Annotated in this window: 37 protein-coding genes; 18 read left to right on the top strand and 19 right to left on the bottom strand. The window is 64.1% G+C overall.

Translation table 11 applies throughout. The features are described from left to right. Positions 1 to 3 precede the first annotated feature (3 nt). The 13 genes from OHS03_RS02185 (at position 4) to OHS03_RS02125 (ending at position 7,494) form a co-directional block, all read left to right on the top strand. Positions 4 to 546: a M15 family metallopeptidase gene (locus OHS03_RS02185; protein ID WP_328660349.1), complete on the top strand. Its 543-nt coding sequence runs from the start codon at positions 4 to 6 to the stop codon at positions 544 to 546. Further along, positions 543 to 1,475: a hypothetical protein gene (locus OHS03_RS02180; RefSeq protein WP_328660347.1), complete on the top strand. Its 933-nt coding sequence runs from the start codon at positions 543 to 545 to the stop codon at positions 1,473 to 1,475. The genes OHS03_RS02185 and OHS03_RS02180 overlap by 4 nt, the downstream gene beginning before the upstream one ends. Further along, positions 1,472 to 1,855: a hypothetical protein gene (locus OHS03_RS02175; protein ID WP_328660345.1), complete on the top strand. Its 384-nt coding sequence runs from the start codon at positions 1,472 to 1,474 to the stop codon at positions 1,853 to 1,855. Before OHS03_RS02180 ends, OHS03_RS02175 begins: the two co-directional genes overlap by 4 nt. A 50-nt stretch (positions 1,856 to 1,905) precedes the next feature. After that, positions 1,906 to 2,163, top strand: a complete 258-nt coding sequence (locus OHS03_RS02170) for a hypothetical protein (RefSeq protein WP_328660343.1) — start codon at positions 1,906 to 1,908, stop codon at positions 2,161 to 2,163. Continuing rightward, positions 2,147 to 2,749 (top strand): hypothetical protein, encoded by a 603-nt coding sequence (locus tag OHS03_RS02165; RefSeq protein WP_328660341.1) that lies wholly within the window; start codon positions 2,147 to 2,149, stop codon positions 2,747 to 2,749. Before OHS03_RS02170 ends, OHS03_RS02165 begins: the two co-directional genes overlap by 17 nt. 1 nt (position 2,750) lies before the next feature. Then, positions 2,751 to 3,500 (top strand): hypothetical protein, encoded by a 750-nt coding sequence (locus OHS03_RS02160; RefSeq protein WP_328660339.1) that lies wholly within the window; start codon positions 2,751 to 2,753, stop codon positions 3,498 to 3,500. A 107-nt stretch (positions 3,501 to 3,607) separates the two neighbouring features. Beyond that, positions 3,608 to 4,783: a hypothetical protein gene (locus OHS03_RS02155; protein WP_328660337.1), complete on the top strand. Its 1,176-nt coding sequence runs from the start codon at positions 3,608 to 3,610 to the stop codon at positions 4,781 to 4,783. A 52-nt stretch (positions 4,784 to 4,835) separates the two neighbouring features. Then, on the top strand, positions 4,836 to 5,192 hold the full coding sequence (locus OHS03_RS02150; RefSeq protein WP_328660335.1) for a hypothetical protein: 357 nt from the start codon (positions 4,836 to 4,838) through the stop codon (positions 5,190 to 5,192). After that, positions 5,189 to 5,431, top strand: coding sequence for a hypothetical protein (locus OHS03_RS02145; RefSeq protein WP_328660333.1), 243 nt, complete (start codon positions 5,189 to 5,191; stop codon positions 5,429 to 5,431). The genes OHS03_RS02150 and OHS03_RS02145 overlap by 4 nt, the downstream gene beginning before the upstream one ends. A gap of 17 nt (positions 5,432 to 5,448) precedes the next feature. Further along, positions 5,449 to 6,165, top strand: coding sequence for a hypothetical protein (locus OHS03_RS02140; protein WP_328660331.1), 717 nt, complete (start codon positions 5,449 to 5,451; stop codon positions 6,163 to 6,165). Continuing rightward, the gene (locus OHS03_RS02135) at positions 6,165 to 6,629 is read left to right on the top strand and encodes a hypothetical protein (protein WP_328660330.1); all 465 of its coding nucleotides are present in this window, start codon (positions 6,165 to 6,167) and stop codon (positions 6,627 to 6,629) included. The genes OHS03_RS02140 and OHS03_RS02135 overlap by 1 nt, the downstream gene beginning before the upstream one ends. Continuing rightward, a complete protein-coding gene (locus OHS03_RS02130) occupies positions 6,626 to 7,273 on the top strand; it encodes a DUF7257 domain-containing protein (protein WP_328660328.1) in 648 nt (215 codons plus the stop codon). Before OHS03_RS02135 ends, OHS03_RS02130 begins: the two co-directional genes overlap by 4 nt. 14 nt (positions 7,274 to 7,287) lie before the next feature. Then, a complete protein-coding gene (locus OHS03_RS02125; protein ID WP_328660326.1) occupies positions 7,288 to 7,494 on the top strand; it encodes a hypothetical protein in 207 nt (68 codons plus the stop codon). 158 nt (positions 7,495 to 7,652) lie between these two features. On the opposite strand, the gene OHS03_RS02120 is transcribed toward OHS03_RS02125, so the two are convergent. Genes OHS03_RS02120 through OHS03_RS02100 form a run of 5 tightly spaced genes read right to left on the bottom strand, consistent with a single transcriptional unit; the run spans position 7,653 to position 9,209 of the window. Continuing rightward, positions 7,653 to 7,913, bottom strand: coding sequence for a hypothetical protein (locus OHS03_RS02120; protein ID WP_328660324.1), 261 nt, complete (start codon positions 7,911 to 7,913; stop codon positions 7,653 to 7,655). 10 nt (positions 7,914 to 7,923) lie between these two features. Next, complete coding sequence (locus OHS03_RS02115; protein ID WP_328660322.1) at positions 7,924 to 8,379, bottom strand: hypothetical protein; 456 nt, start codon at positions 8,377 to 8,379, stop codon at positions 7,924 to 7,926. Beyond that, positions 8,361 to 8,609, bottom strand: a complete 249-nt coding sequence (locus tag OHS03_RS02110; protein ID WP_328660320.1) for a hypothetical protein — start codon at positions 8,607 to 8,609, stop codon at positions 8,361 to 8,363. The genes OHS03_RS02115 and OHS03_RS02110 overlap by 19 nt, the downstream gene beginning before the upstream one ends. Before the next feature lie 52 nt (positions 8,610 to 8,661). Further along, positions 8,662 to 8,979 carry a hypothetical protein gene (locus tag OHS03_RS02105; RefSeq protein WP_328660318.1) on the bottom strand — a complete coding sequence of 106 codons (318 nt, stop codon included), beginning with the start codon at positions 8,977 to 8,979 and terminating at the stop codon, positions 8,662 to 8,664. After that, positions 8,976 to 9,209, bottom strand: coding sequence for a helix-turn-helix domain-containing protein (locus OHS03_RS02100; protein ID WP_328660316.1), 234 nt, complete (start codon positions 9,207 to 9,209; stop codon positions 8,976 to 8,978). Before OHS03_RS02100 ends, OHS03_RS02105 begins: the two co-directional genes overlap by 4 nt. A 325-nt stretch (positions 9,210 to 9,534) precedes the next feature. On the opposite strand from OHS03_RS02100, the gene OHS03_RS02095 reads away from it, so the two are divergent. Further along, positions 9,535 to 10,134, top strand: a complete 600-nt coding sequence (locus OHS03_RS02095) for a helix-turn-helix domain-containing protein (protein ID WP_328660313.1) — start codon at positions 9,535 to 9,537, stop codon at positions 10,132 to 10,134. Beyond that, positions 10,134 to 10,388: a hypothetical protein gene (locus OHS03_RS02090; RefSeq protein WP_328660311.1), complete on the top strand. Its 255-nt coding sequence runs from the start codon at positions 10,134 to 10,136 to the stop codon at positions 10,386 to 10,388. The genes OHS03_RS02095 and OHS03_RS02090 overlap by 1 nt, the downstream gene beginning before the upstream one ends. A gap of 171 nt (positions 10,389 to 10,559) precedes the next feature. Here OHS03_RS02090 and OHS03_RS02085 read toward each other — a convergent pair whose 3' ends face one another. The 10 genes from OHS03_RS02085 to OHS03_RS02040 form a co-directional block, all read right to left on the bottom strand. Then, positions 10,560 to 10,859 carry a hypothetical protein gene (locus OHS03_RS02085; protein ID WP_328660310.1) on the bottom strand — a complete coding sequence of 100 codons (300 nt, stop codon included), beginning with the start codon at positions 10,857 to 10,859 and terminating at the stop codon, positions 10,560 to 10,562. A 229-nt stretch (positions 10,860 to 11,088) separates the two neighbouring features. Further along, on the bottom strand, positions 11,089 to 11,880 hold the full coding sequence (locus tag OHS03_RS02080; RefSeq protein WP_328660308.1) for a hypothetical protein: 792 nt from the start codon (positions 11,878 to 11,880) through the stop codon (positions 11,089 to 11,091). A 94-nt stretch (positions 11,881 to 11,974) separates the two neighbouring features. Next, positions 11,975 to 12,886: a tyrosine-type recombinase/integrase gene (locus OHS03_RS02075; protein WP_328660305.1), complete on the bottom strand. Its 912-nt coding sequence runs from the start codon at positions 12,884 to 12,886 to the stop codon at positions 11,975 to 11,977. 410 nt (positions 12,887 to 13,296) lie between these two features. Beyond that, positions 13,297 to 14,511 (bottom strand): tyrosine-type recombinase/integrase, encoded by a 1,215-nt coding sequence (locus OHS03_RS02070; RefSeq protein ID WP_328660303.1) that lies wholly within the window; start codon positions 14,509 to 14,511, stop codon positions 13,297 to 13,299. Between the two features lie 133 nt (positions 14,512 to 14,644). Continuing rightward, positions 14,645 to 14,860 (bottom strand): helix-turn-helix domain-containing protein, encoded by a 216-nt coding sequence (locus OHS03_RS02065; RefSeq protein WP_328660301.1) that lies wholly within the window; start codon positions 14,858 to 14,860, stop codon positions 14,645 to 14,647. 447 nt (positions 14,861 to 15,307) lie between these two features. Then, positions 15,308 to 15,895, bottom strand: coding sequence for a hypothetical protein (locus tag OHS03_RS02060; protein WP_328660299.1), 588 nt, complete (start codon positions 15,893 to 15,895; stop codon positions 15,308 to 15,310). A gap of 257 nt (positions 15,896 to 16,152) precedes the next feature. Then, a complete protein-coding gene (locus tag OHS03_RS02055; RefSeq protein WP_328660298.1) occupies positions 16,153 to 16,311 on the bottom strand; it encodes a hypothetical protein in 159 nt (52 codons plus the stop codon). After that, positions 16,308 to 16,622 (bottom strand): hypothetical protein, encoded by a 315-nt coding sequence (locus tag OHS03_RS02050; RefSeq protein WP_328660297.1) that lies wholly within the window; start codon positions 16,620 to 16,622, stop codon positions 16,308 to 16,310. Before OHS03_RS02050 ends, OHS03_RS02055 begins: the two co-directional genes overlap by 4 nt. 1 nt (position 16,623) lies before the next feature. Then, the gene (locus OHS03_RS02045; RefSeq protein ID WP_328660295.1) at positions 16,624 to 16,770 is read right to left on the bottom strand and encodes a hypothetical protein; all 147 of its coding nucleotides are present in this window, start codon (positions 16,768 to 16,770) and stop codon (positions 16,624 to 16,626) included. Positions 16,771 to 16,774: 4 nt separating this feature from the next. Then, positions 16,775 to 16,981, bottom strand: a complete 207-nt coding sequence (locus tag OHS03_RS02040; protein WP_328660293.1) for a hypothetical protein — start codon at positions 16,979 to 16,981, stop codon at positions 16,775 to 16,777. A 104-nt stretch (positions 16,982 to 17,085) separates the two neighbouring features. On the opposite strand from OHS03_RS02040, the gene OHS03_RS02035 reads away from it, so the two are divergent. Then, positions 17,086 to 17,532 carry an NUDIX hydrolase gene (locus OHS03_RS02035; RefSeq protein WP_328660291.1) on the top strand — a complete coding sequence of 149 codons (447 nt, stop codon included), beginning with the start codon at positions 17,086 to 17,088 and terminating at the stop codon, positions 17,530 to 17,532. Positions 17,533 to 17,596: 64 nt separating this feature from the next. Here the strand turns inward: OHS03_RS02035 and OHS03_RS02030 are convergent, their stop codons facing one another. The 3 genes from OHS03_RS02030 to OHS03_RS02020 are packed head-to-tail and all read right to left on the bottom strand — an operon-like array spanning position 17,597 to position 20,118. Further along, positions 17,597 to 18,241, bottom strand: a complete 645-nt coding sequence (locus OHS03_RS02030) for a hypothetical protein (protein ID WP_328664053.1) — start codon at positions 18,239 to 18,241, stop codon at positions 17,597 to 17,599. 18 nt (positions 18,242 to 18,259) lie between these two features. After that, positions 18,260 to 19,435 (bottom strand): radical SAM protein, encoded by a 1,176-nt coding sequence (locus OHS03_RS02025; protein ID WP_328660290.1) that lies wholly within the window; start codon positions 19,433 to 19,435, stop codon positions 18,260 to 18,262. Further along, on the bottom strand, positions 19,432 to 20,118 hold the full coding sequence (locus OHS03_RS02020) for a hypothetical protein (RefSeq protein ID WP_328660288.1): 687 nt from the start codon (positions 20,116 to 20,118) through the stop codon (positions 19,432 to 19,434). Before OHS03_RS02020 ends, OHS03_RS02025 begins: the two co-directional genes overlap by 4 nt. A 368-nt stretch (positions 20,119 to 20,486) precedes the next feature. Here OHS03_RS02020 and OHS03_RS02015 point away from each other — a divergent pair, with 368 nt between their 5' ends. Then, a complete protein-coding gene (locus OHS03_RS02015) occupies positions 20,487 to 21,701 on the top strand; it encodes a helix-turn-helix domain-containing protein (protein WP_328660285.1) in 1,215 nt (404 codons plus the stop codon). Between the two features lie 68 nt (positions 21,702 to 21,769). Continuing rightward, positions 21,770 to 22,582, top strand: coding sequence for a phosphotransferase (locus tag OHS03_RS02010; RefSeq protein WP_328660284.1), 813 nt, complete (start codon positions 21,770 to 21,772; stop codon positions 22,580 to 22,582). A gap of 343 nt (positions 22,583 to 22,925) precedes the next feature. On the opposite strand, the gene OHS03_RS02005 is transcribed toward OHS03_RS02010, so the two are convergent. Continuing rightward, positions 22,926 to 23,936 carry a porin PorA family protein gene (locus OHS03_RS02005; protein WP_328660282.1) on the bottom strand — a complete coding sequence of 337 codons (1,011 nt, stop codon included), beginning with the start codon at positions 23,934 to 23,936 and terminating at the stop codon, positions 22,926 to 22,928. Positions 23,937 to 24,008 lie beyond the last annotated feature (72 nt).

Raw genomic sequence — 24,008 nt, 5'->3', positions numbered from 1 at the left:
GTTATGGGATTCCGGACATACGCGGGTTATGCCCGCAGCGAGAACGGTTGGCAGATCTGCAACCGCGACGAATGTGAGACCGTGGACGGCCCGTTCATGGACACGGCCCCGCTCCGGAGCGGGGCCCCCGCGGTCATCCTCGGCGACTTCGCGCGCCGCTATCACGCCGAGTGCGCGCCGATCATCTCGCCGGTGTGGGGCTGGTCGCCGACCAACGCGGTGCCCAACAGCAACCACCTGAGCGGTACCGCGCTCGACATCAACGCGCCGCAATGGCCATGGGGCTACTACCAGATGCAGGCCGATCTGATCGCCCGGATCGAGGCGCTGGTGGATTGCTACGACGGCGCCGTGTTCTGGGGTCGGCAGTGGCTGCGTCCCGATGAGATGCACTTTCAGATGGGGTTGCCCGAGGGAGATCCGGCACTGGCCGACGTCGTCGACCAGATCCTGAACCCTGCCCCCGCTCGACCAGACCCCCGCACTGATCCCCTTGTGCGGCAAGCATTCTCGCAACTTCTACCCCCGAGGAGGCGGCCGCGATGACGACCACCTGGGCCGATGTGAGTCACCATCAAGGCCGACCGATCGACGGCACCTACCCGCACCGGATATTCGCGTTCCGCACCAACAGCGGCGACATCCGCGACCAGCTCGCGCTCGACAACGCCCGCCAGGCGCGCGCGATGCTCGAGGCCGGCGACCTGGCCGCGGTGTTCCCGTACTACTTTTTCAGGCCTGACGGCGCCAACTGCGATCTACACCGTGAGGTGCTGATCGAGGCCGGGCTGTGGCTGCACCCGCGTACCGCCACCATGGTCGACGTCGAAGACGCGGGCGGGGCGATCCGCGGTGACCAGAGCGCCGAAGTCAACGACGAGATCGACCGGATCAGTGGCTGGTACGGCGACTCGCGCCGGGTGTTCGGCTACCTCAACGCCGTCGCCAATGCCGGACTGTGGAAGACCAGACCGGCCGGTCTGCGGTTCGTGACCCCGTCCTACAGCCATACCCCCGGCGCCTGGGCCGCGACCCCGCCCCCGAAGTGGATGCAAGACGCCGCGATCGCCCAGCAGTACACCGACCGCGGCCACTGCACCCCGTGGCCGCACGGGGTCGACCTCAACCTATCCGCCCTCGATCTGCCCGAGCTGCTGGCCGAGCTCGGCATCAACCATTCAGGAGGAAACCCCGTGTCCGATCCAGTCACCGCTGGCGCTGGCCAGCTCAACCCGTTCCCCGCCAAGCTGCGCCAGATCCGCCACCCCGAGCACGTCAACAGCTCGACCGGGTCCCCGGATGAGCCGTGGCCGTACGACATGTGGGCCGACATCTGGAACGAGACGGTCTGGGACGGGTTCCAGCTGCCCGGCGCCGTCGACGACGAGGCGAAATCGTTGGCCGGCTGGGTGCTCGAGATCGCGGCTAACACTCGCGCGATCATGGCCAAGCTCGACAAGTTGGGCCCCCGGTGACGCGGGTGATGCAGGCCCTGGCGTGGGTGCGCGCGAACGAACCGGTGAGGTTGCTCATGTATCCGGCGATCGTCGCGCTGGTCGGGTACCTGGTGGTCAACGGCACGATCAGCGACGATTTCGCCCAGGTGATCATCGCCGTGATCGCGCTGATGCTGGGAGTGCCGGCTATCGAGGCCGCCCGCGGTCGCGTCACCCCACGCGACCGGGTACCCGCGGCCGCGGCCGCCGCCGCCCGGTCGGTGCTCGACGACGTCGAACGCGTCATCACCTCCACGTTCGGGCCCTCGGGTGCCAATGTGCTGCGCCAGGCGCGCGAAGAGATCGAGAAAGCTCACGCTGCCCCAGACCACACCAGCCCCAGGCACCGCGGTGTCTGAGCGCCTGGGCTGAGCCGCGCGGACCAGGAGGAATCGAAAGGTGGTGCGGCGTGGACGAAAAGGTACTGGTGAAGGTTCTGGCCTTCATGGCGGTGACCGTCACGGTGGGTTGGTTCGTCGCGTTCATCATCCTGCCCGCGGTCCGGAGGGAGTACCAGCCCGCACCGGAAATCACGATGCTGATGGGCAGCGTGTTCACCGGTCTGGCCGGAAGCCTCGGCGCCGCCTACTACAAGGCCCGCAACCCCAAGGACCCCAAGAACGACACCGACGACAACACGGAATCGGGTGGTGACAATGCCGACTAGCTACTGGACGGCACTGCTGTTCGGGCTCGCTGCTGGTAGCGCCATCACGGCGTGCAGCATGTACCTACTCGGGTTCCGGCGTGTGCGCCGCGGCGAACGCACCGCGCTGGTCCCCGAAATCGACCGCACACCGCTGGCACAGCGGTTCGGCTGGGTACACAAAGTGCGCGCCTGGTTCAGTCGATTCGATGGCCAGTCAACCACCGTGATGGCGCTGGTGGCGGTCATGGCGGCCGCGGTGATCTACGCCCAGGTGCAAGCCGCACTATTCACCAGCCATCAGCGTGAATGCAACGCCGAATTCCGCACCACCAGTTTGGAACTGCGGCGCATCGCCACCGAGGACCGGAACCTGGAAAACCAGGACGACGTCCTACGCAACGCCCGCGACGACACCCTGGGCGACCTTGTCGAGGCCCTGGCCACCCCGCCGGCGACGGGCGAACGGATCGACGCGCGCGCGCTGCTGATCACCTACAACCACACGATCGCGGGTATCGACGTGCAACGCGATCGGCTCATCGGCGAACGCGCCGCCCTCGAGGAACGCCGCCGCGCACAGCCCACCCCGCCGGAACGGTGCTGATATGACCTCACCCGATCACGCCCCGATTCCCCCCGAAAGCCAGGGCCAGACAGTCGGCGCATGGGGGTTCGATGACCTGGTCGACGGCCTGTTCGGCGGGGTGCGCGACTTCATCCTGGGATGGATCGCCGGTGCGCTGCGCGATCTCGCCGAGATCCTGAGCGGTGTGCCCGTCTTCGGCGATGCCCTCGAGGACGCCCTGAACGGAGTCGCCGACTTCATCCACGCTGTGGAGGCGACCGCCGAAACGGCGCAGGCGTCGGCCGATGTGGCCTACGGCAACGCCAACGCCGCGTACACCACTGCCACCGCAGCCCAAACAGCAGCCAGCAACGCCGCTTCGGTCGCCGCCGCAGCTCAAGACGTAGCCGACGTCGCCTACGCCAACGCGCAGAACGACCGAGACGGATTCTCTGTCTCAACGGCCGGGCTCAATCTCGGAATCAATGAGGAGAATCTCGGCATCCTTCTCACGGTGCCTGCTGGCAGAACTCGCAAGATCACGCGGGTGGTTTACACGGCGAATGCCAACACCGGCACGATCACCCTTCAATTGATTCGGCGAGCGTTGAATGGCACGGAAACTGTTGTGCTTACTACGAATGTCGCCTCGGGCGCTCTGGTCCATCCGGACAGCTCGATTGATTACACCGTGACGGATCTGGATCAGTACCACTGCAATGTGACTGCCATCGGAGGAGTCGTCAACGGTCTCAGTTGCTGGATAGAGTCCATCATCGAGGAAACGTAATGTACTACCGCAAGAGGAGTAGGCCGAGATCCAAGCAGGGCCGACTAGACGATTTCAACCGGTCCAACGAGAACCCGCCCAAACAACCGTGGCGCCCCTGGGGTGACATGACCCCGGCGGATATCACCGACGGCAAGTTGTACATTCGTGACAGCGCAAGCTTTTTCGGTCTCGGGCCGCGTGGTGGGTGGGGGTCTGAGTACTTCCCCCTGACCGCGAACTGGGGGATCGAATGGACGATGAAGATCACCGATACCTCGATTGTCTCGCAAGACTATTTCACCATTTTCCTCGGCAAGAACTGGGTTTACGGTGGTGATCCCACCGCCACCAAATATCAAGTCTCGCTGAAATGGGAGCACTACGTCACCACCAGCGGCGACACCACCGACCACCATTTCGTCGCCAGCATGTGGCTCGACGACAAAGACTCCGGCATCGATGTCGAACGCAAAGTCGCGTTCGACATGGTCAACACCGGAACCTATTACGCCACCCATAACTGGCGGGTGAAGTGCATCAACGACAACACGTTCGTCCTGTGGATGGACGGCATCGTCCGTTGGGTCTACACCATCCCGGCCAGCCTCGAGGGCGGCGGATTCCTGCGCGGGCCCGGACTGCGCGCCCAGGCTATGCGGTCGGCATTCTGCGACACCGAGATCGAGAACTGGTTCGTTTACGACTACGTCGGGACGGCACCGGTGTGGAGCTCCGATGTTTTCTACGACAATTTCAACAGGTCGAACGGGGCACCGGGGAACGGGTGGACCACGGTAGGCAGTGATGTCGTGATCAACTCGAACTCTCTCGGGCTCGCGGGTGGTCTGCTCAGTGACGGAAACCGTGGTGCGTGGCGATCCGGCGCCCCGCTGAGCACGGGGAACATGCGCCTATCGGTGACCCTGGGCGGCGCTCATGGTCTGTCGAATGCACAGGATTCATCCGTCATCGGTCGCATGAATTCCACTGGCACACTGGGGATCGCCTTGAATATCTTCGGCAACAAAATCTATATCGCGAAATTCACCGGGACCCTGAGTAGCCCGACGTTTACCGACCTCGGTATGGATGCGCTCACCCTCAACAATGGCGACGTCCTCGACTACGTCATCACCGGTGATGAGGCATGGGTGGAGTACGCCGGGCAAGTGTTGCTCTACGTCGACGGCATCAACGCGCATTCAGCGGAAAGCAACCGCGGCTACGGCGTGCGGTTCAAACGCGGTGCGTTCGTGAACTCCGTGGCGTTCAACGACTTCCGAGTGCAGGTCAAGGTATGAGAGGAAGTGACCGACTGTGACGGGCCTACTGATCCCATCGACACCGGCGCGTGTGCTGCCAGTGTCGCTCGACGGCGACTTGGTGGTCGATTTCCGCCGGCGAGCACCGGCGACGACCCCCGGCGGTCCGCTGGGCGATTACCTCGACTACCCCGAGGGGGTGATGGCCCGGTTCGTGATCTACGCCGAGCGAAAGAGCGCCGACGCATCACGCATCACGGTCTCGGCGACCCCTGCCGGTAGTCACTGCGTGGTCAAAGTCGACGCCACCCAGATCAACCCGCTGAAATCGACCACCTTGTGGTCGTTCCGGCTGATCTACCCCGACGGCCAGCTGGTCGACGGCCACGACCGGATGGTGGTCAACGGGATCATCGAGCGGTTCGACGGTCTGGCGGCCGCGCTGTGACCGACCTGGTAATCGAGGTGACCGTTCCTGACTCCGCCGACATCGTCGCCGAGGCCGAAGCGGTCGACATCGTCACCGATTCCAGTGGCGCCCAGGTGATCGTCGTGGCCACCCCGGGCCCACCGGGACCGCCCGGCGAGATCTCGCCCGAGGACCTGGACGACGTCGTCGACGACGTCATCGACGAACTCGAGCCCCCGGTATCCCTCACTCAGCTGTTCCTCAACGGAATGGCCTGATCAGCAAAGGAATCCTCATGTCTCTGGTCACCCAGCTATCCGACGTCATCACCCGGATCGGCACCGAGTTCAAAGCCGTCCGCACCGAACGTGCCGCGATCACTGGCGCGCTCGCCTCACTGGCGACCACCGACAAGTCGACCTTGGTGGCCGCGATCAACGAGGTTCTTTCCGCGGTCGGGTCCGGCGGCACGATCGACGCCGACTCGATCACCGACGCCACCACCATCGGTAAGGCCCTGATCCGTGCCGCCGACGCCACGACCGCGCGCACCGCGATCGCCGCCGGCACTTCCAACCTGGCCCTGGGCACCACGTCGACGACGGCCAAGGCGGGCGACTACGCGCCCAACGCCGCGGCTATCTCGGACTCGACGACCACCGGCCGGGCGCTGGTCACCGCGTCGAACGCGGCGGCCGCGCGCACCGCGATCGACGTGTACTCCGTCGCCGAGGCCGACGCCGCGGCCGCCGCGGCCGCGGCAGCCGTTGTCGCGTCGGCGCCGAGCGCGCTGAACACGCTCGACGAGCTCGCCGCCGCCCTCGGCGACGACGCGAACTACGCGGCGACCACCGCGACCGCGCTGGGTAACCGGTTGCGCGTCGACGCCTCCCAGGGTCTCAACGGCACCCAGCAAACCCAGGGCCAAGACAACCTGAGCGTGTACAGCCGCGCCCAGCTCGGCGACCCCACCACCGATTTCGTGGCCGTGCTCGAGGCAGCGCTGGTCTGATGACGCTCGTCGACAAGATCAGCGCGCTGGCCACCCGGATCGGTACCGAGCTCAAAGCCAAATACACCCTGCCCGGCGGCGGTATCCCCGTCGCCGATCTGTCGACCGACGCGCGCGCCGTCAGCATCGTGATCTGGCAGAACTACGGAATACAGGCCGTCGGCATCGGCCAGCAAGACATCGGGTACCCGGTCTCGCATCCGATGCGGGTGACCGGGGTGCGGTACTGGTGCAAAACCGCCGGCTCCGGTGTCGGCGCCTCGGTCGCCGAGCTGCGCCTCAACGGCATAGCCGGCGGCAACACGATCACCAGTAGCAGCGCCACACCCGCGGTCACCACACCGACCACCGCCACCCCCAGCGCCGACCTGGACACCGGTGATCTGATCTGGGTGTATCAATCCGCGATCCAAGCCACCGCGGGCGTGCAGCTGGTCGCCGAGATCATCGGCTACCAGCTATGACCGCGGTGTTCCAGCCGCCGATGGCCTACTACGCCGACGACGCCGACCGGGCCAACGGCGCGATCGGGTCGAACTGGTCGACGGACACGGCTTCACCGATGGTGATCAACGGCAACAAGTTCCGGATCACCCCGCAGGGCATGGGCGCGAACCTGGCCACCTACGTCAACACGTGGCGCGGGGGCGGCAACGACGGGAAGATGTACACCGATAACCATGAGGTGCGGGTGCAGCTCACCCCGAGCGGGTACACCCTCGCCACCAACAACCCGGTTCTCATCTACCTGGCAGGCGACAACGGCACCAACGCCACGGGCATCAACGTGGCCGCGGCGCTGTACTCCGGCGGGTCGACCGCGTGCACGATCGCGACCGGCTCCGGCGCGACCGGCACCGTTCGAGCAAGCACCACCACCCAGGTCGCGACCAACGCCCTGATCCAATTCCGCAGGCGCGCCAACGTGTTCACCCTCCTGGTGAACGGTTCCACACATCTGACCTGGACCGACACCGGCGCCATCGTTCCTACCGGCGCGACGCAACGCCGGGTGCGTATCGGCGTGAGCGGCAATTTCCCCGTCTTCCAACAGCAGTTCCACAGCGCATCGATCGATGCGTTCTGGGCCTACGACCTCGCAGCCTAGAAAGGGCATCCGCCATGGCACGCACCCTCGACATCACCACGCTGTACCGCGCCCGGTTCGACTTCATGCAGTCGATCGCGTGGGAAAAGTGGTGCACCGAACAGAGCATCGACCCCGAGCCGTACCCGCCCGGGGTCGTACCGTCGTCGACACTGGCCGCCGGCCTCGAGGCGATGGAAGAAACCTGGCACGTCGAGATGGCACCGCCGCCGACCCCCTGACGCGCGAAACCCCCGGGCATCGGGCAGGGGGGGTTGCCGGTGTTCCGGGGGTACGCGTGCCATCCAGCGATAACCAGACGTCAGCTCACACGATCGAAATGGTAGCGGTCCACACCGACAAAGTCGGTACGCCCTTGGCTGACGCGCCGATCACCCCGTCAGCCGAGGTGCATTTTCTCCATTGCCCAATCGATCGCCGCGTCGCGATCGGTGGCCGGGATATGCCGGGTGTAGGCCAGCGGCGGCGTCACGCCGCGCACGGACCGCCACCCGCTGAAAGGGCGCACCGTCCAGCCGCCATACTCGCGCCGCAGCGGGTACGCGCCGGGGTCGCTTCGGTGCTCGCGTCGATCGCGCAACGCCATCGCCAGGCGAGTCAGTCGCCATCGCAGCGTTGTAGTGGTCTGATGAATCATCATCACCCCTGTCTCAGCAGCCCGTAATCGTGGCGGCTGATTCGTCGACGTAGTGAGCTGTCGTGCTGCCGCGAGTCTCCCACATCTCGACCGCCACAACCCAGCCTCCGCGCTCGCACGGCGCCCACGTCGCGAGATTGAGCACCGGCGCGGGCACCCGTTCGGACGCCTCGAGGCTTCGGGTAACCCACCCCGCCCCGCCCTTGTATCGCAGCCGAAGCGCGACGCTGAACGCATCCGGCGGACCGGGTACCTTGCAGTCGACGTACCCGCCCCCGATCATCGCCCCATCCTTGAGGTACGCGGCCCCAAGATGGAAACGGAACTCGCATCGCCCCGCGGCGATCGGCTCGATATTCGGCGCCGCAGCAGCGACACCGCCCGATCCGGCAACGATCGCGCCCGCGATCACCAATACGGCTGCAATTCGCATGATTCCCCTGTTCTTCATCATCGTGTCGCGTCCCATCCGACGCGCTGCACCGTGCCCGCCAACGTCTCGAGCGTGACCGCGTGCGCCAACTTCTCCCCCTGCTCACCGAAATGTTGTGCGCTCGGCGCGACGACCGCCACCGCACCCCGGTTGCACGCTTCAAAGGCGATGAACGTGATCGGCATGTACGTCTCGTCGCTGATCACCAACACCTCGGGGAGCAGTTCGTAGCCGCGCTTGCGGGCGATCGCTTGGATCGAACGCACATCGACTGTTCGATCCTTGTGCCCGACAGCAGAATTCAGCAGCCCGACCGCTTTACGAGGTGGTGTCACAGTATCCCCCTTGGTTGGTCCCGGACCACTGTTTGAACCCGGCAAGCACGCGCCGCAGCACGTCGGGCCGCTGCTCAAACCGCTGGGTGTACCGCTGGGGAAAACACGCCGAGGTGATCGCCTGCGCCCGCGGCGACCGCCGGTTTGCCGGAACCATCCCGCCGACCTCCGACCACGACAGCGCGGGGTGATCGTCGACGTACCAGATGATCGCGGGCACGTACGGGCTACCACTGCCGATGACCTCACGGATCATCCGCTCGCGCAACGTCTTTCGTACCCGCGTAGGTAGAGCGGTCATGCTTGAACCCCCGGTCCGGTGGCGGTACTGTTCGCCCACCCCCGGGCGAGCCCGGTCATTCCCCACACTCTCGGCCGGGCGGAATTGCCGCGCACGAATCCGATGTGGGTCAGGTGCCGGAGATGTTCCGAGACCTGCTCGCCCGTCAGTCCCGCCCGGTCGGCGATCTCGACAGCGGTAAGGGCGCCGTTGTCCAGCGCCGCGAGGGCGCGCGCCTGGCCGTCGTTCATGACGACCGACCACGGTAGGCGTACCACTGGCCAGCCCTGTTCCGGAACGCGAGCTGTTGCGTCCGCAACGATTCCACTGCCCGCTCGATCTCCGGTTGAGGGCGCCCCAGGATCGCCGCGAGCGTATGCGGGTAGAGCAGCCGCCCGGTCGGGCGTAGTGCGTCCAGCACTTTCGATTCCAGTGAGGCCATGGCATCCCCTTCGATCTACCCCTAGTCCATTTAGTTAGACTAGGGTCGCATGATTTAGACCATAAGCGAGGAGCCCACGCCGCGCGCGGGATCTGTCAGACTGGGGTCTAATCCGATGGACTAGGGGTAGACCGATGAGCGTGCACGGCGACATCACCCTTGCTCGACGCGAGGCTCTGAATTGGTCCCGAGCTGAACTCGCCGACAGAGCTGGCGTCAGCGCCAAGCAGGTCGAACGCTGGGAAAAAGACATACAGGACCCCACACTTCCCAACGCAATCGTTCTCGCGCGAGCCCTCGGAATCACCCTCGCCGAACTGTCGGGCGAGGTGGCAATGGGTCTAGACATGGCGGGCGTCTGGTACGCGGCGTGGCAGACCACCCGCGACCATGAGCCGGTGATCAATCGCCACCTGATCAACGCGACACAGGCAGGCGAAGCCATCAGATTGGACGCCGACGGCGACTACCTATGGACCGGCACATGCCATGCGGTCGATGGCGCGATCATCGGTACCTACCGGGCAATCGAGCGGGGCCGGTCCCAGTGCGGGGCCCTGCACTTCCACGTTGGCGACGGCGCCCTCATCGGCCATTGGAGTGGCCAGTGGGTCGACGGCATCAGCGGCGCGGGGCACGGCGTCCTCGCCCGCGATCAGGACCGCGCGAATCGACTGATTCAGACACTCATCGACCACGACGGACCAATCACCGAATGGCCACAGGAGGACTGATGCAATCCACCACAGTCGAGCACTACCGGGCAGCGTGGGAAATGCGGGACAGCCGCCCATGCGTCACTCTCGTGCAGGAGGACGGCGTTACCGTCCATCAGTGGCCGGACGGCATTCCGGTCGAGGAAGCGCGCACCGAGCATCCTGAATTTTCTGCGCTGTGGGCCGAGGTTCGCGAGGCCGGCCACCGCCAGCATCGATCGGATTCGCCGGGCGCACGCCAGCACGCGGATTTCTTCCACCAGCCGACCTGACCGCGAAATAGGCCCTGGCGAGCCTGCTCCGGCTCGCCCCCGCGCCGAAGTATCGTCGACGCGTTCGAACCGCCGGGCCCACTTTCCAGCAGCTTGCGGGCCCGGGAGACGAGATGACGGCCCCCGTCCTAGGACGGGGGCCGTTGTCGTATCTGTGGTGATCTGTGGTGATCAGTCGGACGAGCCGGTGAGGCTGACCGCCACTACACGAGCAATCCTCGAGGCGAGCGCGGCCGCCGCTGGGTAGTCGTGCCGGAATCGGGCCAGCCATTCGGGTGACCGCTCAGACGCGGGTGGCTCGATCTCCGGTGTGCCCTTGGCATCATGGACGAACCCGCCATAGGCGACGGCGTAGCTGTCCGGGCCGCGCCGGTCGATCGTGACGATCGACCGGCGGTAGCCCACATGGTCTTCCGGTAGGCATGACACCTCCCACCGGGTCGCGGTGATCAGCGGTTCGAGCACGGTCACGGCTCGTGGCGCATCGGCGGAACGGATCCGCCCGGGGTGCCGAAAATCAACAGGTACATCGCATACAGCCAATCCATGGTCATTCCTTCGTCTCGGCGGCCGCAGCCGCGAAAAGGGTCATGTAGTCGTGGAACTGGTGGCAGCCCCCGCAGTAGCGCTGCTGGATATCAGCGGGGTGATACGACACGCTGCCGCACTGGGGACACGTGATAGTCGGGCATTCCATCGGCTACCCCAGCCTTTCTCGCGACGCGGCGACGCTGGCCGCCCAGCGCACCGCATCCGAGACCCACGTAAGGCGCACGGGGCCCACCGGCGTCTCGCCGGTGTACGCGCTGAGCCCGTCGTACTGCTGGGTGAGATCGGTGACGCCGAGCGCCGCGGCCCATAGGCCGGCCACGGTGTGCTCGTCGATACCGGGGTGATCCATCGCGTGCCCGGCCAGCTCCCGGCCGGTGCGGTGCCAGGGGATCGGGGGCAGATCCGGACCGATTTTGTGCAGGAAATCGGCGGCATCGTCGCCGATCTCACGCCGCACTCGCGCGACCGACGCCGCGGAAGACGCTCCCAGCAGTACGACCTTCACTCCCTCGATCACCCCGGACCAGCGCCCTGGCTCGTCGCACGGCCGTAGCCGTAGCCGTAGCGCACTCGGCTCGACGGGATCGACCAGCGCCCACACTGATGGGGTGCCGCCGATATGCCCCAGGCTGCGTTCCCAGCTGATGCCGGGGCACTGACGCCGCAGCGTGCCGAGCAGTTCAGTACCCACGCGCCCGAACACGGTGAGCTCGTCGACGAGCTGCTGGACGTCGATGCGCAATCGGATGCCCTCGGTGATGTCGTGCGCTCCGGGTTCTGCGCCCATGCGCGCGGCATCGCTGAGCGCCAGGCGTAGCCGGGTGGCCAGATAGTCGGCATCGGTGGCTGTGGTCTCGGTGATCGGGGGTACGAAATCATCGCTCATGTAGACGCGTTCCCAGTACGGCGTCGGCTCGACGACCGATTCAGTGGTTGTCATGTGAATCAATCCTGTTTCGTATCAGTAGGTTTCGAGCAAATTAGTTCTGACCGCCGATAAGGTTGACTTATCGGCTGTCAGGAATGTCCGTATTTCACCCGTGTTTTTGCCACGACGGCGACGCCGCGGCGACGCGGTGATGGTGGCTCATGTGAGCCCCCGATATTCGCAAGCCACGCCGGGCACCCACGACCGCCGCCCGCTTCGCCCCGTCGTCCACCAACGTGTAGACCTGCGACGTCGTGACGCGGGCATGCCCGAGAAGTTCTTGCACTGCGCGGATGTCGTGACCCTCCGCGTACGTCAAGGTCCCGAAACGATGCCGCAGCGTGTGTGCGGTCCACCCGTCGGGCAGCGCCCGTGCGACCAGCTTTCCCAGCCAGTCCGCCGACATGTGCCCGTCGATGGCGCCCGGGAACACCCAGTGGCCCGGCCGCGCGAGTAGCGCCTGTGCCATGTCGGGATCCAGCGGGATATCGCGGATGCGGTCGCCCTTGCCTGCCACTCGCAAGTTCCAGCCGCGCAAGTCGTTGATCACCGAATCCTTGTTGATCTCAGAACATTCGGCGCGACGCACACCCGTCATCACCATCACCCAGACCGCGAGCCGCGCCAGCTCGTGCGTGCTCTGTAGCGCGACGTCGACGACATCGTCAGGCGCCGGTCGTGGCAACCCGATCGGCGTACGAACCTTCGGCAGTGTCGCCGTCGGGTTGGTGTCGATGTGACCAGCCGCGTGTGCGAATTCGTAGAAGGTCCGCAGCGCCGCGCGATAACTGCTGCGCGTCGAGGGTTTCCAGTCCTGGGCGAGTAGCCACGAGGCCACATCGGCGCGGGTGATCTCCCACGGCCCGCGTTCGCCCTGGTCGTGGGCGAACGATTTCAGCTGATATTTGCGTAGTTTCTGCGTGGTCCGCGGCCGCTCCGCGATGGCAAGTTCTTCGCCGAATTGCTTGATGGCACAAGCCCATTCGCACGAGATAGTCAAGTGACGCCGTTGTCTCATGATGCACTCCCCAGTAGCCACCGGGATGCGGTCGCCTGCTGTCCCAGGCGTACGTTCCGAAACCCCGTGGTACTAGCCGAGTGTGAGCAGTAGCTGATCATGATGCGGGCGTTTTGCCCGAAAAGTGCAGAACTTGTAGTAACTTTCATGTGGTAGGAACCCCCGCCCCGCTCCCCGGCTAGCCGACGTCCTGCACCGTGCTCAGCCAGCGGGTGGCCCCCGAGATCAGACCATGCGGTCTGTTCGTCTGACGGGGTCGCGTGAAGCCCCTACCGCGCCGCACTCGAGACAAGTAATCGGCAGGTTTCTGGTTCGAGTCCAGATGGGGGAGCATCTACCAGGGCAAACGTCATAGTTTGACCCTGGTTTTCTGCTTTTCGGGGTCATCATGACACGGAAACGTCACACTTTCATCGTTTCAGCCGCTCCAAAGTCTCCGTGAAATCGGGAGCCTGAGTCGGTTGATCGATGTAGTGGCGGCGGGTCACCGCGTCGCCCGAGTGACCGAGTTGGCGGGCCGCGTCCTCGGGACTGTGCGCGGTAGCGATCATTGTGGCAACGGTCTTGCGGAAGGTCTTGGCGGTGATCCAGGCGAACTTCTCGCCCCGGGCCTGCTTCCACAAGCGGTTGAAGTTGTGCGGGTCCCAGATGCCGCCGGCGCGGTTGGGAAACACCAAGTCGAGATCGTTGGGAACTGCTTCGGATAGAACACGACGCAGGGTCTCGACGACGAATGGCGGGATCAACACGGTCCGATAGCCCGAATCGGTCTTCGTTCGCGGTTGGCGGATCAGACCCTTACCTTTGAGGCGAACGATGGTGCCGGCGAAGGTGATTCGCGGGGGCTGCGATTCGAGGTCGACATCGGACCAGCGGAGCGCCAGAGTTTCGCCCGGGCGCGGACCTGTACCGAGTTCGACGTCGACGACATCGAGGACTCGTTGGTTGCGCTTGGGGCCATACGTATAGCCCGCCGATCCGTCGAGTGGAGCACCATTGACCCAATCGGTGAGCTGAGCCCGCAATTGGGCAAGAGTCGCCATGTCGGCGGAACGGGGCTTGGCGTGCTTGCGCGGCAGGTCAGCGACCTCACGAACGGGGTTGCGGTCGATCGCATCATGCCGGACGGCCATCCCCATCATTTCTGACAGGATGACTCGCTGACGGCGCGCCTTCTCGCGGTGACCGTTGAGCGCGATGCGCTTGATATGGGCATCCAGCCGCGAGGTCGAGGCTTCCCAGACGCGCAGACCACCTAGCGCTGATTTGATCTTGATGGCGTCAGGCTTGGCGCGTTTGTCGGTCGAGACATCGATTTCTCGACGGTAGAGATCCAAGGTCTGTGGCGTCACGCCCTCTTGGAGGGCCTTCTCTGCGAGCCAGAGGTCGGCCAGTTCGGTGAGCTTCGTTTCGCGGGTGATCAGCGTGCCGCGCGCGCCGGTGCGTTCTGCCAGCGCGCGGCGGAGCGCATCCTCCGCGAGGCCTTTCGTCGGGCCGAAGCGGTGAACAAGACGAGTTGCCCCATCCTCGTCGCGGTAGCGGGTCGCTGACCGCCAGCTGCCGTTGGATTGCCGCTTGGAGCTGATCTTGCCGTATGTACCGATCGGCAGGGCGTGGCGAGGCATCGAAGTCTAAGCCTCCTATCCGGGGCATGGGATGTGGCGAGGGCTGACTTATCCCCGCGACGGCGAAACTGCCTGGGCATGCTTCACCCACAGACAGGCGCGACCGCGAGCGGTCGAACGGTGGTGCGTACAGTCAATGGCCGACGCCGGGCGGCGACTCAGGCCGATTAGCGTCGAGCTGCGCCTGCTCCCATCGCTGGACATCACGCAGCAGGTAGCGGCGGTACCGACCGATCTTGGCGAATCGTGGACCGCGGTTGGCAGATGCCCACGTAGCCAATGTCTTTGGCGGAATCTTCAGTCGCGCGGCGACCTCGTCGGTGGTCAGCCAGACCTCTTCGCTGGTCATTGGATCGCACCTCGCGCATGTCCGTTCGGACTGGCGCGGTGCAGCCGGGACCGCTTCGGCTTATCAGGTGGGTAGCCCGCACAGTACAGCCAGCGGACTGAATCGAGAGAGTCTTGCTGTCGATCGTTGTTCATAAGGCAGCCTTAAGTAGGCCCCTGTCAGCGACTCTTCCACTTCCATGGAACCTCAAAAGACGAGATTCCGCCACAAGAATGTACTGGCGTCGACTCATATCTCGGCTCATCAGACCGAAAGACGTTAGTGCGAATATACTTTCAGCGTCCGCAGTGATACAGATTCATTCGCCATCGCTCACGATCTGGACGGAATCCGGCCGCGCGAGGTCCGCGCTACGCTGCCGACGACCCGCCGGACGGTTCGAGCGGCAACTGCTCCCGTCACTGAACAGCCGCAGGAAGTCGAAACGGGGTGACATCAGTGTTGAACTCACAGGTGCCGCGGCCACACAAAATGGCTCCACAGATATCCGTTTGAAACCGCCGTACCAATGGTGCGGACTCCGCGAATCTTGTTCAGGGCCTTAAGACTCCGATCGTTGTCCGTACGGATTTCGGCGTGGCAGGTCACGACATGGCGGGTTGCCGGGTGGTGGACTGCCAGGGATTTGGCTGCGGCCGAGTAGCCCTTTCCCCATTCGGCGGGGTCGACGAGTGTGTTGAAGGACATCACGGGACCGGGGACTTCAACGTCCGATCCGACCGGAGTGAACTCATCAGGAGTGCTCCATCGAGCCCGGATAGATGTCCCGAGGAACGCAATCGGCGCGCCGTGAGCGTAGACGACCCAGCTGTGAACTGATTGCTGGGCAGCGTCATCGGACTCGGAGCTCCTGGAGTTGAACACAACCCAGGCGATCATCGATCTGCCGGCATGCGATGGCACCATTGGGTGGTCAGCCCAGTCGAGGACCGTCCGCTGTACCGCATCGTCGCAGTCCCACCAATCCCGCAGCTCAACCTGTTCGAGTGGACCGGGCTTGCCAGTCGGTGCCGTTCCGGTGTCAGGCGGATTCACCATGAAGACGCTATAGATTCTGGCCTCTGTCCGCAGACAGATCAGCTGGAATACCCTCTGATGAAACATGATTCGACAGACGTTACGAAGAGGATCGTCGCTCCGACCGAGCGGCCGGAGCAACGCTTCGCTCTCAGCATCCGATGCGACCGCCGTTCCTCTTCCAGACAACTACTACCGATGCGCGGAGTTACGGGCCGTCGGGCCAGTGGGAAAGTCGGCTTGTGGGGGTGGCGGTCTCGGATTCGCAGGGGTGCTCACACAGATTCGGGCGGATCGAGGCTGGTTAGCGCCGCGATCAGGTCGGTCAGGATCGCTGCATTAGTTCGATAGTAGATCTGCGGTTCCGGGAGGGCGGGCGGACCCACGAACGGATTGCGTTGAGGCAGGATCGGTGGCTCGTCGTTGCCGGTCAAAGGATCGTCTTGCTATGAGAGCGGCGGTGGTTGGCCTCGAGAATTGTCATCGCCATCGCCTTTGCCGGGCATAGCCAGGGCGGACAAGCCACGTGGACCTGCTGCGCTCGATGTGCCTGGGCGACGGTCAACAGAGCTTCGGGCGCGGAGTGGTCGAGCGGCGCCAGGTCGGGTAGTGGTCGTACTCGACGACGGCGGGCGACGAGGAGACTATTGGGATCGAGATCGTCGGGAGCTACAGGCAGAATGCTGGCGAGCAGCACGACGGCGCCACCAGCAAGTGCAAGAACGCTGATGAATACCCAGAACACGTCACACTCCTTGAGACCGGTCGTCGATGATCGCCAATAGGCCGTGTTCGGCGAGCCCATGAATGGCGCGGTCGAGATCGAATAGCGGCCTGAACTCCGCAGGCTCGGTATCCGTGCGGTACAAGTCCAACGCGTCGATCGACTCCATATCGTCACTGCCCCAATCGATGTCGGCCGGAAGCGCCAGCGAGATCCTGGCAGTGATATCCGGTGCGTTGACGTTCGGGCAGGCGGGAGTCGCGGCGGCCGAGTCTTGCCGCTTGGCCGAAGGTGATCACGGCCAAGACGCTGTCCGGGGCGCGACGGGGCAGGATGCGCAGCTGGTCACCGCGGCGGTAGAGCATGGGTTGCGTTGTCATGGAGTACTCCGGGGTGCGATATACGTCGGGCGCATAGCCATCTGGTGGTGGCTGACCTAGGGTCGGCTCGCGCTCAGGTCGGGCGTATCGAGAAAGGGGTCGGAATGGCTGTGGCCAGCGTTGAGCGGCACAAATTGATCGGTGACGTGCATTTGCTGCTCACCGATGATCAGGGACGAGTTCTGTTCGGTCGGCGCGCGAACACCGGATATGCCGATGGCGCCTACCATCCGCCGTCCGGGCATCTCGAGGCCGAGGAGTCGGTGGTCGATGCACTCGTGCGGGAGGCGGACGAGGAGATCGGTGTCACCATCGCTCCGGGCGATGTCGAGTTCGTGCACGTCATGCACAACTCCTCATCGGGCGGGCGGGTGGCGTTCTTCTTCCAGGTCGCTCGGTGGCAGGGTGTGCCGGAAAACCGTGAGCCGGACAAGTGCGATGCACTGGAGTGGTTCGGCCTCGACTCGTTGCCAGCCGAGATGATCCCTTACTGCCGAGAAGCGTTGGATCGCATCGCTTCCGGGGAGCTCATGTCGATGTACGGCTGGTAGTGGTCCCGGTGGGGGCGCCGCCTCTCACGGCTGTCTCGACGACCCCACCGTTCCCTTGCCTCGCTCAGATGAGATCCCACTGTCCGAGCAAGGTGATCAGTTGCTCGAGCCGCTGCGGCGACATGCACTTTTTCGCAGCGTCTTCGAGTGATTCCTGGTTGGCGCCGTACTGCCACCACGACCGACCGGTCTTGGCGTCCATCACCAGGAATCGGTCGTTGATCGCAGGCCCGCGCAGCACCAACGACACGGTGCCCGGTTCTGCGACGACGGCATGGATCGCGCTGTGGTGCAGGGCATAGCTGGCGCCGACCTGTTCGTCGCGCACATGGACGGCGCGCAACGTCGAGACGTCGACGCCGGTGTCGACTTTCGCTTGCCCGTAGATCCGGTGGCGATATTCGCCGCGCAAGATGTTGCTGGCGTAGGTCCAGCGGTGGTTGTGGGGTCGGTCGTGGTAGCCGGGCCCGAAGATATGCAGCCGCAACCGGATTCCGGATTCGGGGTCGTCGTGCAGGACGATCTTGTCGAGGATGTCGTAGTGCTCGCACAGCGGCGTGAGGTCGGGGTTGTCGGGCAGGGCATTGAGGGCTCGGCGGAGCAGGTATTTGCTTGCGGCCAGGAGGTCGAAGGCTTTTCGGGTGGCGGAGTCGACGGCCTCGACGTCGTTCCAGTCCAGCGCGCGCAGCGGCTCGATGATCGTTTCCATGGTGTGCACGGGTGTCTCCTATTCGGGTTTGGCGCTGGACTTCCACAGTCGGCAGACGGGCACGATGTCGGGGTAGGCCGAGCATGAGGACTCGCCCATGACGACTTCTTCGGCGGGGCACCCGCCCATGCACGCGGCGGCTTTACATCCTCCGCAGGCACTGTTGGTCAGCGGCAGGGTGAACAGATCGAACTCGTTGCCCGAGGCGTCGCGGTTGATGAGGACCTGACCGTCCTGCATTTTCGCGAAGTACATGTCGGTGTCGAACAGGTAGGAGCAGATGTAGGCGCGCCCATCTGGGAACACTGAGATCCGGTCCAATGTTCGGCCGATGCAGCCCTGGTAGCCCTCGTCGGCGTATCGGCTCATCTGGTCGACGCGTGCATAGGTGGGTTGAAACCACACCCGCGACTTGTGTTCTGGCGCAACTTGTTCGAGCCGCTCGCAGAAGTCGACCCATTCGGGCGGTGTCATCGCCATGTCGGCGTTTCCGTGTCCGGTGCCGATGGTGGAGAAGACGTGGAACTTCACCAGACTCGCGCCGATGTCGTCGGCGATGTCGAGCAGCCGCAGAACATCGCCTTCGTTGGCCGTGTTGACTGTGCAGATGATGCGGGTGTCGAACCCGCGTGCACACAGCTCGGCACTGGTTTCCATTGCCTGGTCGAAAGTTCCCGCACCGCGGACCGCGTCGTGTGTCCGGTCGCTGCCGCCGTCCATGCTGACCTGGACGTAGGCGAAGTCGTCGGGGGTGAGTTTGGCGAACTTCTTCTGGGCGATCTTTTGTGCGTTGGTGGTTGTGATGACGTGCTGGTAGCCGATCGTGCGGGCGGCTTTGATGGCGTCGACGTACCACGGATGCAGGGTGGGTTCACCGCCGAGGATGGTGAGTTTGTCGCTGCCGAGTTGGCGCCAGGTCGTCAGGGTGTCCACGATCTGCTGGGGTGTCATCTTCAATGCTCGCTCGAGGCGTTCGCCCATGTAGCAGTGGTCGCAGCGCAGCTGACAGGCCTCGGTGATGTAGAGATACAGATTACGGAAGCGGCCGTAGTCGACTTTGTCGACGCGATGGGGTTCGGGCTGGGTGGTGTTGCGTGGCATTCTGGCGTGACCGTAGGTGTCCTGGCCGTAGGTTTCAGGCCGGAATGGTCGTACTGCCGGGAACGGCAATGGTGTTGTGCTGGAGGTGGTCACGCGGTCTTGCTCCTAGCGATCAGCAGTGGCTCGACAAGACCAGCGACCACGGATACGGGGGCGATGGCGTCGAGGGTGTTCGTGGCGATACCGGCGCTGCTAAATGCAGTACGCACTCGGTCGGCGGTGTCGTCGTGACGGCGGGTGCGGGCGGCGAACAGCGATGGTGCGTCACCACGTCGGGTGTGTAGCAACGACTTACAGTTCGCACAGATCCATCCGCCGACCCTGGACGGTTTGGCCGGCATACGTGGATCCGCTGCCGGGTCGTGCTCGCATCGGTGGCAGACGCGTCGGCTCTGTGCCCTCTTACGGCGGACTTTCGGGTCGAGTACAAGTTCGACCGGTTCGACCGCGCACCTGGGTGCCAGGGTTTCGACGATGTCGAGCAATGTGCGGACCTGGACGGCGGTGCCCGGGTAGTTGTCCATGAGCACGGTGTGGATCAGCCGATCTTCGGCCACGGTGTGTAGGTAGGCGCGAACAGCAGGCGCTACGACGGACTCGTCGATCCAGCCGAGGTTTCGCGGACCGTTGCTAGCGGTCGCCATGACGGCTTCTGGTGGCACATGTTCGCGGAGCCGGAACACATGCCGGTCGGGATCTTTGCCGAGTGCGAGGGTCAGTGTGGTCTTGCCGGACGCGGGTGGTCCGAGGATCGGCACCAGCAGGGATAGCGCCATGTCGCCCCTTTTCGCAGATTTCGTTGCGGACACCACGACAATCGCCGTGCAGGGCGCCAAAGAGCTATACGCGCAACGGATATCAGACGATTACGTATATACGGCGGTCGTATACGCGCTGGGTATTGCCGGTGGTACGGTCCGATAAATCGTTTGGGGACGGCGAGATCGCTGGAGCGGGGCGGATGACGCGAACGAGCGAGAACGAACGGCACTGCACGTCGTGCAGGAGCCGACTGAGTCGATACAACACCGGCACCTCGTGCAGCAGCTGCGCCCGAACGCCGCTGCTTCCCGCCGGCCCGCCGACGATGCCGGCCGAATTCTGGGCCAGCGACCACATGCGAGACGCCCTCGGGTCCTGGCACATGGGCCGAGTCATTTATGCGTTCCGCACCCACCCCATGCATCAGACCTCGATCACGCAGCTCGATGTCGCGAACTGGCTCGACATCACCCAAGCGACGTTGAGTCGCATCGAGACGGGTGACGCGCCAGAGGTCATGTCGAAGCTGATCAGGTGGGCGACGGTTCTGCGCATCCCGGAGGAACTGCTGTGGTTCCGCCTTCCGCGCAGAGATACCGTGGACGAGGTGGACCGCCAACGATTTCTGCGTGTGGCCGCGGCGACCGCCGCGGCCGTGGTCACGCCTGGCAGGATGCTGCGTTTGCTGGACGAGACCAGAGCCACGCCAATTCCTACCCGGGTGGGCGCGGTCGAGATAGCGCAAATCCGGGACGCCGCACAGCTATTCGCCAAGTGGGATGCCACCTACGGCGGCGCCCTGGTACGCGACGTCGTAGCGACCCAGCTACGAATTGCCGAAGGTTACCTCGCCGCCCAGTGCGCGCCCTGCGACCGAGCCGACTTGTATCTGGCCGTCGGTTCGTTGGCCCACACCGCAGCGTTCATGGCGTTCGACGCCTGCGCGCACAACGACGCCGAGCAGATGTTCGGGCTCGCACGCGACTGCGCCAAAGAGGTCGACGCGGTGCACCTGCACGCGAAGGTGCTCTCCTCGATGACTCGCCATGCCATCTGGACCGGTAAGAACTACGACGGATTGGCCTATATCCAGGAAGGGCTCACGTTGGCACCGCGACTGACCGCGACGGAGCGGGCGATGCTGTACACCGCCGAAGCTCGCGTTCGGGCAAAGCTCGGTGACGTACAGGCGGTACTCACTGCCGTTGGCCGCGCAGACGAACAATTCGCCAACTCCTCACCGGCCAACGATCCAGTCTGGATGCGCTACTACGACCGCGCCCAGCACGCAGGCGACACCGGGCACGCACTATTCGATATCGCGGTGAAGGGCAGCTTCTCTGGCGAAGCACGAGACCGCCTGTTCGCCGCCGTCCGAGGACACACTGACCTGGCGGCACGCTCACGCACGATGTCATCGATCAAACTCGCATCGCTGGTCATGGCCACGGGCGACCCCGACGAGGCGCGCTCGATCGGATCAGCAGCCCTCACACGCGCTAACGCATTGCATTCACGTCGCGCAGCTCAGGACGTCCAAGAGCTACACCGGTACGCTCACCGCGCGGGAGTCGATGTCACGGCGACACCCGCGTGAGTCAACGAGATATCGAGCAGGTGGTGAAAAAGGCCTGCGCCACTGCAGGATTCGATAACCCACGTCTAGTGCCGATCAAGATCGCCGAGAACGCGATATATAGACTGGCCGACCAGCAGGTGGTCGTGCGCGTTGCCCGTGCCGGACAGTCCGAGGCTGCAGCCCGAGAGCTCGCGGTCGCCCGATGGCTCCAATCCAACGGTGTCGCTGCCATCGAACCAGCAGGCAGCCGCGCTGATTTCGTCGACGTCGACAGTCGGCCGGTCACGTTCTGGCGAGAACTGGGCCCTCATCGACCGGGCACCGAGCAGGAGATCGCCACTGTCTTACGGATCCTCCACCACCTACCGACACCCGAATTCCTCAGTGAGATAGAGCCTTTCGTCCGGCTTGACGAACGTATCAACGGTGGAACCACTCTCACGCCAGAAGAGCGACAATGGCTACGTGACCGATTAGCCGAGCTGCGAACGGCCTGGGCGGAGTTGGCGCCGCGCCTGACGTGGGGCCCGATCCACGGTGATGCATGGGCAGGCAACGTGGTCACCACGGACGCTGGGGTTACTACGTTCCTCGACTTGGAGCGCGCTTCGATCGGGCCACCGGACTGGGATCTGACCTCCACTGCGATCAAGCACAGCTCGTTCGCATGGATCCCGGAGCAGCGGTACGAATTATTCTGGCGCGCATACGGTTATGACGTGACCACCGGGTTCGGGTTCACGCTGTTGCGCGATATCCGTGAGTTGCGGATGACATGCATGGCAGTGCAAGCGGCTGGGTCTGAACCTGAGCATGCCGCGCAAGCTCTACACCGCCTCGATTGTCTGCGCGGACGCCTCGGCCCGCGGCCGTGGCGCGGATGGGAACCGATGTCGTAATTCGATCGCCAAGGTCGTCGATTCCGGGTTGTTCGACGAAGTGCACGTGCCCCCTGCTCCCGGCGACTCCGGTGCCGCCATCGTCGCGCCGCTGCTACCCTGGGCCCGCCTTCGGCGATGTCGTGCTATCGAAGAATCCCGCCCCGGGTTGACCGCGACCAAACCCATCTCGCAGGATCAGGATCGTCCACCTCGCCGCCCGGCTGCTATGACGTTGAGACCGGTGCCTAATTCGCCACTGTCGTCGAAGATCTCGCTAGACAGTCCAATCATTGAGATTCTCCTGCGGTCATCGGATAGACAAGGCAGTGTGCAATGGTAGGTTTCGGAGCAGCTGGTTGATTCAGCCGAAGTGCCGATTTCTAGGCGCGACAGTCGTTCTGCGGCGCAATCCCAGCCCCGTGATCGCGAGGGTGAGAACAAGAGCTTGGCCCAATACGGCCAATCCGATTGGAACGGCCTGACTGATGACAAGGAGTCGGCGTGCTTGCACATTTGTGGTGTCGACGGAACGTTGCACCGATTCGGGGGTGAGTGCAGTTTTGATGTCGAAGACTGGAAGCAGCGGGATCGCAGTGTCGGTCTCGGCCACGCTGGCGACGATCCGCTTTGCGAGGGTGCTGTTCAGCGGGGTGCCCAGCGTCTTGTCGGCCGACAGTTCTACGTTCGTCGTGACGGTATAGACAAGCGGGACAGGGTTCGGCAGCTTGTCGATCGCTGCGCCGAGAGCACGCTGGTTCTCTGACGGGAGGAGTCGCATGATCTCGGTGATCACCGACTTGGGCAGGGCGTGCGGCAGTGAATCCAGAGTTTTGGGGTTCTTCAGTCGTCCGTGGGCGGACAGCGCATACAAGTAGGTATCACGTCCGTTGACGTTCGATTCGCCCGTGTACTTCGCCGGTATCGAGCTCTGTGTGCTCGGGTCGTAGAAGTCGTAGTCACGCATTTCTGGATGAAGCGGAAGCGTGAATACCAAACCCGAGGCAGCTTCCACGACCGATCCTGCAAGCGTTGTCTGAGTGCGCATCGTTTCGCGGTCGATCGCATATACGTGGTTGTCAACCTCCGCCGCGTGCCCGGCAGCATAGAGAGTGACTTCGTCGTGAGCGATTGCGACGTCACCTGAGGTCCTGGATACGTAGACGTGACGGTCGATGGTGACCGGCACATCCTTGGCAAGGATGTGAGCTGTGTCGTTTTTCGCCAATGCGTCGGCATCGAGCAGGGTACCGGTACCTGCGTAGTGCACTCTGCTGTCCAGGTTGCTGGGCAGCTTCGTCAATGCTGGGGCGATGACGAATTGCGTGACAACGGACAAGACAACGAACAGCACGCTCAGCGCGATCAAGATCATCGGCCATCGACGAAATCGTGACATATTTTGCTCCGAATTAGAGAGGTGTTTCGAATGATTAAGTCAGGCGGC

Origin of the sequence: Nocardia salmonicida (genome assembly GCF_036142455.1) — a bacterium.
Classification (GTDB): Bacteria; Actinomycetota; Actinomycetes; order Mycobacteriales; family Mycobacteriaceae; genus Nocardia; species Nocardia salmonicida.
Note: the sequence above shows the minus strand (reverse complement) of the source record. Positions and strands in the feature narration are given on the sequence as shown.